This is a genomic window from Sabulibacter ruber, assembly GCF_017355955.1.
Lineage (GTDB): Bacteria > Bacteroidota > Bacteroidia > Cytophagales > Hymenobacteraceae > Nibribacter > Nibribacter ruber_A.
In genome coordinates, this window is the sequence record NZ_JAFFID010000001.1 from 2,473,175 (window position 1) to 2,485,743 (window position 12,569).

Sequence of the window (12,569 nt, forward strand, 5' to 3'; positions counted from 1 at the left end):
ACGTAAACCATCCATGGCAATATATAGCAGAGAACAGGCGCAGGCGATTCTGAGGAAAGTGATGGCCTTGAGCAAAGCCGATGAGTGCGAAGCCAACCTGAACGGAAACAAAGTGGGCAACGTGCGCTACGCCCGAAACACCGTCTCCACCGCTGGCGAGGCCCACACCACCTCGCTGGTGGTGCAGTCTTCCTTCGGGAAGCGGATGGGCACCGCTACCATCAACGAGTTTGACGATACCTCCTTGGAGAAAGTAGTGCGCCGCTCAGAGGAACTGGCCCGACTGGCGCCGGAGAACCCCGAGTACATGGGCGTGCTGGAACCGCAAAAATACATCTCCACCAATCCATACGTAGCCGCCACGGCCGCTATCACCCCAGACCAACGAGCGGTGATGGTGTCGCAGAGCATTGCGGCGGCCAAAGGCAAAAACCTGACGGCGGCGGGTTACCTGCAAGACTCGGTGGGGTTCCAGTCCATGATGAACAGCAAAGGACTCTTCGCCTATAATACCGATACCGGGGTGGATTTCTCGCTCACTGTGCGCACACCTGATGGTACCGGCTCTGGCTACGTTTCCCGCGGGTTCAATGACGTGAACAAATTGGATACGGCCGCGGCCTCCAACATTGCGGTGAACAAGGCCGTGAGTTCAGTCAACGCCAAGGCGCTGGAACCGGGCAAATACACCGTTATTCTGGAGCCGGCGGCAGTGGCCGTGATGCTGGAGAATCTGTTTTTCAACATGGACACCCGCTCCGCCGACGAGGGCCGAAGCTTCCTGAGCAAGCCCGGCGGTGGCAACAAACTAGGCCAGAGACTGGTGGATGAACGCGTGACCATCTACTCTGATCCCGCCCACCCCGATCTGCCCACCTCACCTTGGGCGCAGGACGGTCAAGCGCTGAACAAAGTCACCTGGATAGACAAAGGCGTAGTGAAGCAGATGCCGGTCTCCCGCTATTGGGCGCAGCAGAAAAAGACAACGCCGGTGCCATTCCCCAACTCGGCCATTATGCAGGGCGGCACCCAAAGCCTGGACGATCTCATCAAAGGCACCACCAAAGGCATTCTGGTGACCCGCCTTTGGTACATCCGTCCGGTAGACCCACAGACGCTACTGCTCACCGGCCTCACCCGCGACGGAACCTTCTACATTGAGAATGGCAAAATCAAACACGCCGTGAAGAACTTCCGCTTCAACGAAAGTCCCATTATCATGCTCAACAACCTGGAAGCCATCGGGAAAACCGAGCGCGTGGTCAGCGGCGAGTCCAGCAACAATTATCTGCTTCCTCCGCTGAAGATTCGGGACTTTACGTTCAGCAGCTTGTCTGATGCGGTGTAAGTAAGTTTACTGATGATTTCCATTACAACGACGCTACACTTCAGGCCTGTATTTAGGGAATCAGGCCTGAAACGTAGCGTCGTTATACTGTAACGACGTGGTTCTACAGAGCAAAACCGCCTCTTTGCATTATAAATCATCTGTGCCATGTTTCCTTGTAGTAAGAGTTCTTCTGGGAGTGCGTTCCTTGTTCCATAGACAAGCGTCGTTACGGCGTAACGACGCTACAAATTCCCATTTTAGACGTGTCTTCTTCAAACCATCCCTAAAACGAACTTCTTATTTCTCTGGGAATCAAGGCCCTCTTTCGCCACCTATCCCGCAGGAAACCGTACCCTTGTAAGAGGCTATTTCTTCGTACTTTTGCGGAAGTGCGCGGAAACGCGCTGCAATAACTTTGACACATGGCTAAAATAGCAATAAACTTAACCACGGCTTCCATCCAGCAGGAGGAAGTGATTGTGGGCATTGACCTGGGAACTACCAACAGCCTGGTGGCCTATATGCACCCGGAGGACCGCGTGCCCATCGCTATCAATGACCAGGGGCTGGGTACCATTGTTCCCTCGGTGGTGCATTTCTCCAAAGAAGGCGAGGTGATTGTGGGCAACGCCGCCAGAGAATACCTGCTCACCGATCCGGCCAATACTATTTACTCAGTGAAGCGTCTGTTGGGGAAATCGTACCAGGATCTGGGCGAGCACAAAGATTTCTTCGGCTACAAGATCATTGACGATAACTCCGAGGGGCTGGTGAAGATACGGGTGCAGGACAAGTTCTACTCCCCTATTGAGCTTTCCGCCGAGATTCTGAAGGAACTTCGCGCCCGCGCCGAGCACGCCCTTAAGACTCCGGTGAACCGCGCTGTAATCACCGTACCCGCTTACTTCAACGACTCTCAGCGCCAGGCCACCCGCGATGCCGGTAAACTGGCTGGGCTGGAAGTACTGCGCATCGTGAACGAACCGACGGCGGCATCGCTGGCTTATGGCATCGGCTTGGACCAAAGCGAGGAGCGCACCATTGCCGTGTATGACCTGGGCGGTGGGACCTTTGATATTTCCATTCTGCGCATCCACCAGGGCATCTTTGAAGTGCTGTCTACCAACGGTGACACCTACCTGGGCGGCGATGACCTGGACCGCGCCATCATTGATTACTGGAGCCACCAGAACCGGTTGTTAGCCGATCTGGCAGCCCAAGATCCTAATGCAGCCCAAGCCCTCCGCCTGAAAGCCGAGGAAGCCAAAAAGACGCTGAGCAGCGCGGAGAAATTTAAATCTGAGCTCAACGGCATCGAGCTGAAGCTGAACAAGCACACCTTTGAAACGCTCATTACGCCTATTGTGGACCGCACCATGGCGTCTTGCCAGATGGCTCTGAAAGATGCCGGTTTGCAGCCTGAGCAGATTGACACCGTGATTATGGTGGGTGGCTCTACCCGCGTGCCGTTGGTGTACCAGACCGTGAGCGATTTCTTCGGGAAGCCAGCCAACAACTCTCTGAACCCAGACGAGGTAGTAGCCTTGGGAGCTGCCATACAGGCCGATGTACTCGCCGGGAACCGCAAAGACATCCTTTTGTTGGACGTGACGCCGCTCACCTTGGGAATTGAAACTATGGGCGGCTTGATGGACCCCATCATCCCGCGCAACTCCAAGATCCCTACCAAAGCAGGGCGGCAGTACACCACTTCCGTGGACGGACAGGTGAACATGAAAATCTCGGTGTACCAGGGCGAGCGCGATCTGGTGAAAGAGAACCGTAAATTGGCGGAGTTCGATCTGAAAGGCATTCCGGCCATGCCCGCCGGTTTCCCAAAGGTAGACGTGAACTTCATCCTGAACGCTGATGGGATCCTGAAAGTGGAGGCCATTGAACTGCGCTCTGGCGTGCGCCAGGAAGTACAGGTGAAACCCCAGTACGGCCTCACCGATGAGCAAGTAGAACAGATGCTGATGGACTCCATCACCCACGCCCGCGAAGACGTATCGGCGCGCATGGTGATTGAGGCCCGTACCACCGCCGAGCAGATGATTTACCAGGTAGAGCGCTTCCTGGAGAAAAATGGCGAGCACCTGACCCAGGAAGAAATTACGCTTACTCGTGAGAATGTGCAGCGTCTGAAAGACGTGTTGCCTTCCGGCGATAAAGACACTATCCTGAAAGCCGTGGATGTACTGGAAGAGCAAACCAGTCCGTTTGCCGAGCGCGTAATGCAGATTTCCATCAAGAAAGCCATGACCGGTAAGAAGATAGAATAACTCGTTTTAGGCCTGTTTTGAAGAATTTAGCCTTAAAATGGAAAAAAGAGAGTGCCTGTTATTCAGGGGCTCTCTTTTTTTATGAACGAGGCTTGATTGAATTGTTGATCAACTGATTGCAAGGATTGAAGTTAACCAATGAAACTGGGCCAAGTTTTAGGCCTACTTTCTGGAAAATAGGCTTAAATCCCCCCTTCTCTGTCATCTTGGAAAGATCTTGGTGGCGAACGGTAGTAGCACTTTTTAAAAGCAGACTTGATTTTCCTCCAAGATCCTTTCAGGATGACATAAATGAATTAATTATCAGAGAATAGAATGTAGGCAACAAGTTGCGGGAAGGTAGAAAGTAGCAGTTAGAAGTAACAGGAATGTAGAACGGATAGTAGGCAGACAAACAGTTCCTAGGTAAAACATAACTCTGATAGCAGTATTAGAAGTCATAAAAGCAGAACGCGCGGCTCAAATGGGCCGCGCGTTCTGCTTTTATGAGGTATATAAATTACTTCTCTTCTTCGTCTTTTTCCACAATGAGGTACAGTTCCTCGGTGGGTTTCTTCATGAGGTACTTTTCCCGGGCGAATTTCTCTAGTAGTTCTGGGTTACTCATCAGCTCTTTCCGGTCTTTCTGCACCTCGGCAATTTTCTCCAGGTAATAATCGCGCTCATCTTCCAGTTCGGCCAACTTTCGGCTGGTCTGGAACTGCGTCACGAAGTCGTTGGAGTCAAAGAAGAACATCCAGGCCAGAAAGGCTACACCCGTCAGGAAGTAGAAATTGCGGAAGAATTTTGGTACGCGTGCTAACATAAGAAAAAAGAAAATGGCGACAAGCTCGCGCTTGCCGCCATGAATTTACAAAGATTCTGGGAGCTAATCTTCACCTGAAGGCTAACTATTCTCCTGATTCCGTATTTACCCTGATTTCAGAAAAACAAGTGCGAAACAGAAGTCCTTTAGTAAGCCTTAGCTAAAGCAACCAGAATCTGAGAATTACATTTTTCTGCCAGGGAAGTATGCGATCTCGCCCAACTCTTCCTCAATGCGGAGTAATTGGTTGTATTTCGCCATCCGGTCAGAGCGGGAAGCCGAACCAGTTTTGATTTGACCAGTGTTCAGGGCCACTGCCAGGTCAGCGATGGTGTTGTCTTCGGTCTCACCGGAACGGTGGCTCATGATGCTCTTATAGCCGTTGATACGGCCCAAGTTAATGGCGTTGATGGTCTCAGTAAGGGTACCAATCTGGTTTACTTTAATCAGGATAGCGTTGGCTACTTGCTGATCAATGCCTTGCTGCAGACGGGTTACGTTGGTCACGAACAAGTCATCACCTACCAGCTGTACTTTCTTCCCAATAGAATCGGTCAGGCCTTTCCAGCCGGTCCAGTCATCTTCGTCCATACCATCTTCAATGGAGATGATTGGGTATTTGTTTGCCCACTCAGTCCAGTAGCTTACCATCTCAGAAGAGGTCAGTTTGTCACCGGTTGATTTTTTGAAGTGGTAGTGACCGGTCTCGGCATCATAGAACTCAGAAGCGGCGGCATCCATGGCAATCATGAAGTCCTCACCCGGACGGTAGCCGGCGGCTTCAATGGCTTGCAATACTACCTCAATGGCTTCCTGGTTTGACCCGATGTTAGGAGCGAAACCACCTTCATCTCCCACGTTGGTAGACATACCTTTTTTCTTCAGTACGTTCTTCAGGTTATGGAATACCTCAGAACCCCAACGAAGCGCTTCAGAGAACGAAGGAGCGCCCACAGGCATTACCATGAACTCCTGGAAGTCAATTGAATTGTCTGCGTGACTACCGCCGTTCAGGATGTTCATCATGGGAACCGGCAACGTGTTGGCGTTAACCCCACCCACGTAGCGGTACAGAGACTGACCAGCTTCTTTAGCGGCAGCTTTGGCAGCAGCCAAAGACACACCCAAGATAGCGTTGGCACCCAACTTCGCTTTGTTAGGGGTGCCGTCAATCTCAATCATGATTTTATCCAGCAGGCTCTGCTCAAACACAGAAAAACCAACCAGTTCATCGGCAATGGTAGTGTTTACGTTCTGTACTGCTTGCAGCACACCTTTGCCCATGTATTTGCTCTTGTCATCATCGCGCAGTTCTACGGCTTCGTGTTTACCAGTAGAAGCTCCGGATGGAACCGCAGCACGGCCAACCACTCCGTTTTGAGTGATCACATCTACCTCAACGGTTGGGTTACCGCGGGAGTCAAAAATCTGGCGGGCTTTGATCTCTTCAATTAAGCTCATATAGTTCAAGTTTGATTAAGAATTCTTTTCTTTTTCCAGCATTTCCACGAACAGATCGAACAGGTACTCTGAATCGTGTGGTCCTGGAGAAGACTCTGGGTGGTACTGTACAGAGAAGGCAGGCTTGTTCTTGATTCTGATGCCTTCCACCGTGTTATCGTTCAGATTGATGTGAGTAACCTCCACGTTAGGGTTGTTCTTCACTGCCTCCGCGTCTACCGCAAAGCCGTGGTTCTGAGAGGTAATCTCGCTACGGCCTGTAATCAGATTCTTTACGGGATGGTTCAGCCCGCGGTGGCCATTGTGCATTTTGTAAGTAGGTATACCGTTGGCCTGCGCCAGGATCTGGTGTCCCATGCAAATCCCGAACATAGGTTTCTCCACCTTCAAGATTTCCTCTACACTTCTAACCGCTTCCGTTGTTACCGCAGGGTCACCTGGCCCATTGGAGATGAAGTAACCATCTGGTCCCCATTCCTCCATTTCTTCAAAGGTAGTTCCGTAAGGGAAAACCCGGCACTCACATCCTCTGAGAGTAAGGTTATTTAAAATGTTGCGCTTCACACCAAGATCAAGTACCGCTACTTTGAACCTGGGAGTGGCTACCGGTATGTCATACTGCTCAGGCGTAGTCACTTTAGAAGAAAGCTCTAACCCCGACATAGAAGGAACATCGGCCAGTTTGGTTTTAAGTGCTTCCACATCGGTGGTTTCAGAGGAGATAATGGCGTTCATAACCCCTTTGTCACGCACGTATCTTACCAGCTCGCGGGTGTCCACTTCACAGATACCCACAACCCCAGCTTTCTCAAAGTACTCCTGTAAAGATCCTTCAGCTGTTTTGCGGGAAAAATGATGCGAAAACTCCTTACACACCAATCCTTTGATCTGGATATTGCCAGATTCTACTTCTTGCGGTTGTACTCCGTAGTTTCCTACGTGAGAAACGGTGGTAATCACAATCTGACCATAATAGGAAGGATCAGTGAAGATCTCCTGATACCCAGTCATGCCTGTGTTAAAGCATACCTCGCCGCCGGTAGTTCCTATTTTCCCAAGGCTTTTCCCCCGGAACACAGTGCCGTCTTCCAGCACTAATACTGCATCAGTTGTTGTATGAAGCTTCATTCTAAATTAATAATGGGACAAAAATAAAAAAGGGATACGAGTAATATCGTATCCCTTTTCAATAATTATTGCATGATGATTATTCTGCAGCTGGAGTTTCAGTTGAATCAGCGGCTGGTGCATCACCTGTTGCCGGAGTTGCAGCATCAGTAGCAGTACCTTCAGCGCCATCTTTTTTCTTGCCAGAAGCACGACGACGAGTTCTGGTTTTGCCAGCTGCTGCTGTACCTTTTGAAGTTAGCATATCCTCGTTATAGTCAACTAACTCAATGATGCACATCTCAGCGTTGTCACCAAGACGAGTACCAGTCTTCAGAATACGAGTGTATCCACCTGGACGGCCCGCAATCTTAGAAGCCACACCATCAAACAGCTCCTTAACAGACTCTTTGTTTTGCAGGTAAGCAAAAACAGTTCTGCGAGAGTGCGTAGTGTCAGACTTTGACTTAGTTAAAATAGGCTCTACATATTTGCGAAGTGCTTTAGCTTTGGCTACAGTAGTAGTTAAACGCTTATGTAGAATTAAAGAGGAAGCCATGTTAGAAAGCATAGCAGCACGGTGAGCAGCTGTTCTTCCTAAGTGGTTAATTTTTTTACCGTGTCTCATTATATTGAATTGTGCACGTGCATACCGTCGATCAACCTACCGGGATCGGGAATTATGCCGTAGATTACTAATCTTCTTCTAACTTGTACTTGGAGATGTCCATCCCGAAGCTCAGTCCTTTCTCAGATACTAAGTTTTCTAACTCAGTCAACGATTTCTTACCGAAGTTCCGGAACTTCATCATATCAGAAAGATCCAATTGTACCAGGTCACCTAAAGTTCTGATATCAGCTGCTTTCAAGCAGTTGTATGCGCGAACTGATAGGTCCATATCGTGCAAAGGAGTCTTCAGGACTTTTCTCATGTGCAGCATTTCCTCGTCTACAGCTTCTTCCTCTTCAGGTTTCACTGTTTCAAAAGTCATGGTGTTGTCAGAGAAAAGCATGAAATGCTGTATCAAAATATTGGCAGCACCTTTCAAAGCATCTTCAGGATGGATAGAACCATCTGTAGTGATCTCAAGCAGGAGACGCTCATAGTCAGTTTTCTGCTCCACACGCGTGTTCTCAACGCTATACTTCACATTTTTGATTGGAGTGAAAATAGCATCAATCGCGATCTGGCCAAAAACCTGATCTGCTGGTTTATTCTCTTCTGCTGGCACATAGCCACGGCCCTTCTGAATTGTCATTTCAATTTCAAAAGAAGCTTCTGGGTCTAAGTGGCAGATTACAAGCTCTGGATTAAGAACCTGGAAAGAGCCAGAGAATTTATTGATGTCACCGGCAGTAAAGGTATCCTGCTTGCTGATGCTAACGGTGATTTTATCATCAACCAAGTCACCAATTTTCTTGAAGCGAACCATTTTCAGGTTCAGGATAATTTCAGAGACATCTTCAACCACACCTTCAATGGTAGAGAACTCATGGAGCACACCAGGAATACGGATGCTGGTGATGGCGTATCCCTCCAATGAGGAGAGAAGGATTCTTCTCAGCGCATTCCCAATGGTAACACCATAGCCCTTTTCTAGCGGCTTAAATTCAAACTGCCCATTAAAGTCATCGGATTTCTCCATCACGACTTTTTCTGGCATTTGAAAGGCTAATATTGACATGATTGCTGGTTTAAGGTTGACACTTAAATAGAAGGTATTACTTAGAGTAAAGCTCGACGATCAGCTGCTCCTGGATCTTCTCAGGGATTTGATCACGCTGAGGATTGGAGATGAACTTACCAGCCAATTGGCCACCGTCCCACTCTAACCAAGTAAACTGACGAGCATTACGACCAGCAAGGCTGGTAGTGATAGCTTCTAAAGATTTTGATTTCTCACGAACGCTCACAACATCACCAGGACGAAGAGAGTAAGATGGGATATTCACCACATTACCGTTCACCAAGATGTGTTTATGAAGCACTAACTGACGAGCAGCACGTCTGGTAGGTGCAATACCTAAACGGTATACAGTGTTATCTAATCTTGCTTCCAATAAAGCAAGTAAGTTTTCACCAGTGATACCAGTTTTACGGGCAGCTTTGTCAAACAAGTTAGCAAACTGACGCTCCAATACACCGTAGATGTATTTCGCTTTTTGCTTCTCCATCAACTGGATAGCATATTCAGACTGCTTTTTTCTACGACCACGGCCGTGCTGGCCAGGACCATAAGCTTTCTTAGCTAAAGCTTTGCTTGGTCCGAAAATTGGTTCGTTATATCTTCTAGAGATTTTACTCTTAGGGCCTGTGTATCTTGCCATTTCTAATACTAAATAAGATCCTTAAACTCTTCTGCGCTTTGGAGGACGGCATCCATTGTGAGGAAGTGGAGTCACATCTTTAATAGAGGTGATTTCAATTCCAACGTTTTGCATAGTCCGGATAGCTGACTCACGTCCAGCACCTGGGCCTTTTACAAACACTTCAGCCTTTCTCAAGCCAGCCTCATATGCAACTTTACCACAGTCAGCAGCAGCCATCTGCGCAGCATAAGGAGTATTTTTCTTAGACCCTTTGAAACCCATTTTACCAGCAGATGCCCAGGAGATTACTTGGCCATTGATGTTGGTAACAGAGATAATAATATTGTTGAAAGAAGCTTTGATGTGTACCTGACCAACAGGCTCCACCACAACCACGCGCTTCTTGGCTTTATCTTTTCTTTTCTGAGCCATTGTCGTTTAATTATTTAGATGCCTTCTTCTTATTTGCAACAGTCTTACGCTTACCTTTACGGGTTCTTGAGTTGTTTTTGGTTCTCTGACCTCTTACTGGTAAACCTTTTCTGTGACGTAAACCGCGGTATGAACCAATGTCCATCAAACGCTTAATGTGCAATTGCACTTCAGAACGAAGAACACCTTCAACTTTGTGCTCAGAAGCAATGACGTTACGGATTTCTCCGGCTTCATCCTCACTCCAATCTCTCACTTTCTTGTCAAGATCCACCCCAGCCTTCACCAAAATAGACTGTGACAACTTACGGCCAATACCGTAGATGTACGTCAAAGCGATTTCGCCTCTTTTGTTATCTGGAATATCAACTCCTGCTATTCTAGCCATGTTTTAAAAATTAACCTTGTCTTTGTTTATAACGTGGATTCTTCTTGTTGATCACGTAAAGCTTCCCTTTACGTCTGATCACTTTGCAGTCTTCACTGCGCTTCTTAACTGACGCTTTTACTTTCATCTGTTTATTTGTATCTGTAAACTATTCTGCCTTTACTAAGGTCGTAAGGAGACATTTCCAATTTCACTCTGTCACCTGGAAGAATCTTGATGTAGTGCATCCGCATTTTCCCGGAGATGTGAGCAATTACTTGATGGCCATTTTCTAATTCTACCCGAAACATTGCATTGGATAGTGCCTCAATGATGGTACCGTCTTGTTCTATGGAAGACTGTTTAGCCATGTATTAGTTCAGTGCTTTATCTATGTAATCAAAAGTAGTTAAAATCTCGGCTTGTCCTTTCCTCACCACAACAGTGTGCTCAAAATGAGCAGAAGGTTTTTTGTCCCGGGTCCTGATAGTCCATCCATCATTTTCCTGAACTACATGCCTGGTACCTAAGTTCACCATGGGTTCAATGGCAAGAACCAAACCTTCTTGGAGTTTCATTCCTTGGCCTCTCTTACCATAGTTAGGAACTTCGGGGCTCTCATGAAGATTACGGCCTAAGCCATGTCCAACCAACTCACGAACAACTCCATAACCAAACTGCTCCACATGTGATTGAACTGCATACCCAATGTCTCCAATCCTAGCACCGGCAATGGCCCATTCTATTCCCTTGTACAAAGATTCCTTTGTACGAAGAAGCAGATCAGAAACATCTTGAGAAACTTCCCCAACAGCATGGGTATACGCACTATCACTATGGAAACCCTTAAAAAAAACTCCACAATCTATAGACACTACATCTCCAGATTGCAGAGAATAATTGCTAGGTATTCCGTGAACTACAGCAGAGTTTAAGCTTATACACAAACTATGCTTAAATCCATTGTACCCTTTAAAGGAAGGAGATCCACCATGATCATGAATGAATTCATCGGCGATGGAATCCAACTTTAAGGTAGTAACACCCTCAACAATGTGCTTGGTTAATTCACCGTGCACTTTGCTGAGGATGTTAGCACTCTGTTTAATAAGCTCGATTTCTTCTTCGGTCTTATAAATAATCATTCCTTAGGAAGCAACCGCTATATTTTTTGATCGGCCACGAAGTTTACCAGACTTCATCATGCCGTCATAATGACGCATTAACAAATAGCTCTCAATTTGGTTCAATGTATCTAACACAACACCTACAAGGATGATCAGGGAGGTACCGCCGAAGAAAGCAGCAAACTCTCTAGTGATTCCAAACAACATAGCAATAGAAGGAAGAATGGCTATGATAGCAAGGAACAGAGCACCAGGTAAAGTAATTCTGGTTAAAACTTCATCAATGTATTCAGAGGTAGCAAGTCCTGGTTTAACACCAGGGATAAAACCACCACTTCTCTTCAGATCGTCAGAAATCTGGTTAGGATTAACACTGATTGCTGTGTAGAAGAAAGTGAAGATGATGATAAGAACGGCAAATGAAACATTGTACTGCCAAGAAGTATAGTCAGAGAATACGTTACCAATTTCATTGGCTAAGTCACTTTCATTTCTCCAGAAAGAAGCAATCATACCTGGTAAGAACATAAGAGACTGAGCAAAAATGATTGGCATCACACCGGCCGCATTCACTTTAAGAGGAATAAACTGCCGCTGACCAGCTTGCAAGGAAGCACTTCCTCCAACTTGCTTGGCGTATTGTACTGGTATTCTTCTGATAGCTTGGGTAAGCATCACTACACCCATCACTACAAAGAACAGAACAATAAGTTCAATGATGAAGATAAGTGCACGTCCAAGGCCTAAAGCAAGAGCCTCGCCCACTAAAGCACCAGGAAGACGGGAAACAATACCAATCATGATTAACATGGAGATACCGTTACCTATACCTTTGTCAGTAATTTTCTCTCCCAACCACATACAGAACATTGTTCCAGCGGTAAGGATGATCATAGAAGAAATTGTGAAAAGAGGGCCTGCCACATTAGGATCAATCGCATCGGCATTAATGGTAGCCAAGAAACCTACAGACTGAGCAAGGGTAATAGCAATGGTCAGAACGCGGGTATATTGGTTGATCTTTTTACGGCCAGACTCTCCTTCTTTCTGCAATTTCTGGAAATAAGGAACTGCAATGGTTAGAAGCTGTAAAACGATGGAAGCAGAAATATAAGGCATGATGCCCAATGCAAAAATGGAAGCATTGCTAAATGCTCCACCTAAGAAGGCATCTAAAAGCCCTAAGATCCCTTGGGAACTACCCTTTAATTGATTTGGATCAATACCAGGCAATACCACATAGGAGCCTAATCTGAAAATTGCGATGAATCCTAAAGTATTTAGGATTCTAACTCGCAAATCTTCAATCGCAAAAATATTCTTAATCGTAGTAATCAGCTTCTTCATC

14 protein-coding genes are annotated in these 12,569 nt (G+C 47.1%); 2 read left to right on the forward strand and 12 right to left on the reverse strand.

From position 1 onward, the window contains the following. Positions 1-13 precede the first annotated feature (13 nt). Both JT719_RS10065 and dnaK read left to right on the forward strand, forming a co-directional pair. Complete coding sequence (locus tag JT719_RS10065) at positions 14-1,348, forward strand: TldD/PmbA family protein (protein WP_207432878.1); 1,335 nt, start codon at positions 14-16, stop codon at positions 1,346-1,348. 404 nt (positions 1,349-1,752) lie between these two features. After that, positions 1,753-3,612, forward strand: a complete 1,860-nt coding sequence (gene dnaK / locus JT719_RS10070; RefSeq protein WP_207432881.1) for a molecular chaperone DnaK — start codon at positions 1,753-1,755, stop codon at positions 3,610-3,612. Positions 3,613-4,111: 499 nt separating this feature from the next. On the opposite strand, the gene JT719_RS10075 is transcribed toward dnaK, so the two are convergent. The 12 genes from JT719_RS10075 to secY form a co-directional block, all read right to left on the reverse strand. Beyond that, positions 4,112-4,417: an FtsB family cell division protein gene (locus JT719_RS10075; protein ID WP_205501721.1), complete on the reverse strand. Its 306-nt coding sequence runs from the start codon at positions 4,415-4,417 to the stop codon at positions 4,112-4,114. Between the two features lie 183 nt (positions 4,418-4,600). Further along, positions 4,601-5,878, reverse strand: coding sequence for a phosphopyruvate hydratase (gene eno / locus JT719_RS10080; protein ID WP_207432882.1), 1,278 nt, complete (start codon positions 5,876-5,878; stop codon positions 4,601-4,603). 15 nt (positions 5,879-5,893) lie between these two features. Beyond that, positions 5,894-7,006 carry a glutamine-hydrolyzing carbamoyl-phosphate synthase small subunit gene (gene carA, locus JT719_RS10085; protein WP_207432883.1) on the reverse strand — a complete coding sequence of 371 codons (1,113 nt, stop codon included), beginning with the start codon at positions 7,004-7,006 and terminating at the stop codon, positions 5,894-5,896. Positions 7,007-7,085: 79 nt separating this feature from the next. Further along, positions 7,086-7,613, reverse strand: a complete 528-nt coding sequence (rplQ, locus tag JT719_RS10090; protein ID WP_207432884.1) for a 50S ribosomal protein L17 — start codon at positions 7,611-7,613, stop codon at positions 7,086-7,088. Between the two features lie 67 nt (positions 7,614-7,680). Beyond that, positions 7,681-8,670 (reverse strand): DNA-directed RNA polymerase subunit alpha, encoded by a 990-nt coding sequence (locus JT719_RS10095; protein ID WP_207432885.1) that lies wholly within the window; start codon positions 8,668-8,670, stop codon positions 7,681-7,683. A 37-nt stretch (positions 8,671-8,707) separates the two neighbouring features. Then, positions 8,708-9,313: a 30S ribosomal protein S4 gene (gene rpsD, locus JT719_RS10100; protein WP_207432886.1), complete on the reverse strand. Its 606-nt coding sequence runs from the start codon at positions 9,311-9,313 to the stop codon at positions 8,708-8,710. A gap of 21 nt (positions 9,314-9,334) precedes the next feature. Further along, positions 9,335-9,727 (reverse strand): 30S ribosomal protein S11, encoded by a 393-nt coding sequence (gene rpsK / locus JT719_RS10105; RefSeq protein WP_066832394.1) that lies wholly within the window; start codon positions 9,725-9,727, stop codon positions 9,335-9,337. Positions 9,728-9,737: 10 nt separating this feature from the next. Then, on the reverse strand, positions 9,738-10,115 hold the full coding sequence (gene rpsM / locus JT719_RS10110; RefSeq protein ID WP_207432887.1) for a 30S ribosomal protein S13: 378 nt from the start codon (positions 10,113-10,115) through the stop codon (positions 9,738-9,740). A 10-nt stretch (positions 10,116-10,125) separates the two neighbouring features. Further along, the gene (gene ykgO / locus JT719_RS10115; protein ID WP_071885446.1) at positions 10,126-10,242 is read right to left on the reverse strand and encodes a type B 50S ribosomal protein L36; all 117 of its coding nucleotides are present in this window, start codon (positions 10,240-10,242) and stop codon (positions 10,126-10,128) included. Between the two features lie 4 nt (positions 10,243-10,246). After that, positions 10,247-10,465 carry a translation initiation factor IF-1 gene (infA, locus tag JT719_RS10120; RefSeq protein WP_048919321.1) on the reverse strand — a complete coding sequence of 73 codons (219 nt, stop codon included), beginning with the start codon at positions 10,463-10,465 and terminating at the stop codon, positions 10,247-10,249. A gap of 3 nt (positions 10,466-10,468) precedes the next feature. Further along, on the reverse strand, positions 10,469-11,239 hold the full coding sequence (gene map / locus JT719_RS10125; RefSeq protein WP_207432888.1) for a type I methionyl aminopeptidase: 771 nt from the start codon (positions 11,237-11,239) through the stop codon (positions 10,469-10,471). A gap of 3 nt (positions 11,240-11,242) precedes the next feature. Next, entirely contained in the window at positions 11,243-12,568 is a 1,326-nt protein-coding gene (gene secY, locus JT719_RS10130) for a preprotein translocase subunit SecY (RefSeq protein ID WP_207432890.1), read from the reverse strand. Position 12,569 lies beyond the last annotated feature (1 nt).

Bases quoted from the DNA above. Each gene is read 5' to 3' on its own strand.
- JT719_RS10065 (WP_207432878.1), top strand. From the start codon at position 14: ATGGCAATATATAGCAGAGAACAGGCGCAGGCGATTCTGAGGAAAGTG.
- dnaK (WP_207432881.1), top strand. From the start codon at position 1,753: ATGGCTAAAATAGCAATAAACTTAACCACGGCTTCCATCCAGCAGGAG.
- JT719_RS10075 (WP_205501721.1), bottom strand. From the start codon at position 4,417: ATGTTAGCACGCGTACCAAAATTCTTCCGCAATTTCTACTTCCTGACG.
- eno (WP_207432882.1), bottom strand. From the start codon at position 5,878: ATGAGCTTAATTGAAGAGATCAAAGCCCGCCAGATTTTTGACTCCCGC.
- carA (WP_207432883.1), bottom strand. From the start codon at position 7,006: ATGAAGCTTCATACAACAACTGATGCAGTATTAGTGCTGGAAGACGGC.
- rplQ (WP_207432884.1), bottom strand. From the start codon at position 7,613: ATGAGACACGGTAAAAAAATTAACCACTTAGGAAGAACAGCTGCTCAC.
- JT719_RS10095 (WP_207432885.1), bottom strand. From the start codon at position 8,670: ATGTCAATATTAGCCTTTCAAATGCCAGAAAAAGTCGTGATGGAGAAA.
- rpsD (WP_207432886.1), bottom strand. From the start codon at position 9,313: ATGGCAAGATACACAGGCCCTAAGAGTAAAATCTCTAGAAGATATAAC.
- rpsK (WP_066832394.1), bottom strand. From the start codon at position 9,727: ATGGCTCAGAAAAGAAAAGATAAAGCCAAGAAGCGCGTGGTTGTGGTG.
- rpsM (WP_207432887.1), bottom strand. From the start codon at position 10,115: ATGGCTAGAATAGCAGGAGTTGATATTCCAGATAACAAAAGAGGCGAA.
- ykgO (WP_071885446.1), bottom strand. From the start codon at position 10,242: ATGAAAGTAAAAGCGTCAGTTAAGAAGCGCAGTGAAGACTGCAAAGTG.
- infA (WP_048919321.1), bottom strand. From the start codon at position 10,465: ATGGCTAAACAGTCTTCCATAGAACAAGACGGTACCATCATTGAGGCA.
- map (WP_207432888.1), bottom strand. From the start codon at position 11,239: ATGATTATTTATAAGACCGAAGAAGAAATCGAGCTTATTAAACAGAGT.
- secY (WP_207432890.1), bottom strand. From the start codon at position 12,568: ATGAAGAAGCTGATTACTACGATTAAGAATATTTTTGCGATTGAAGAT.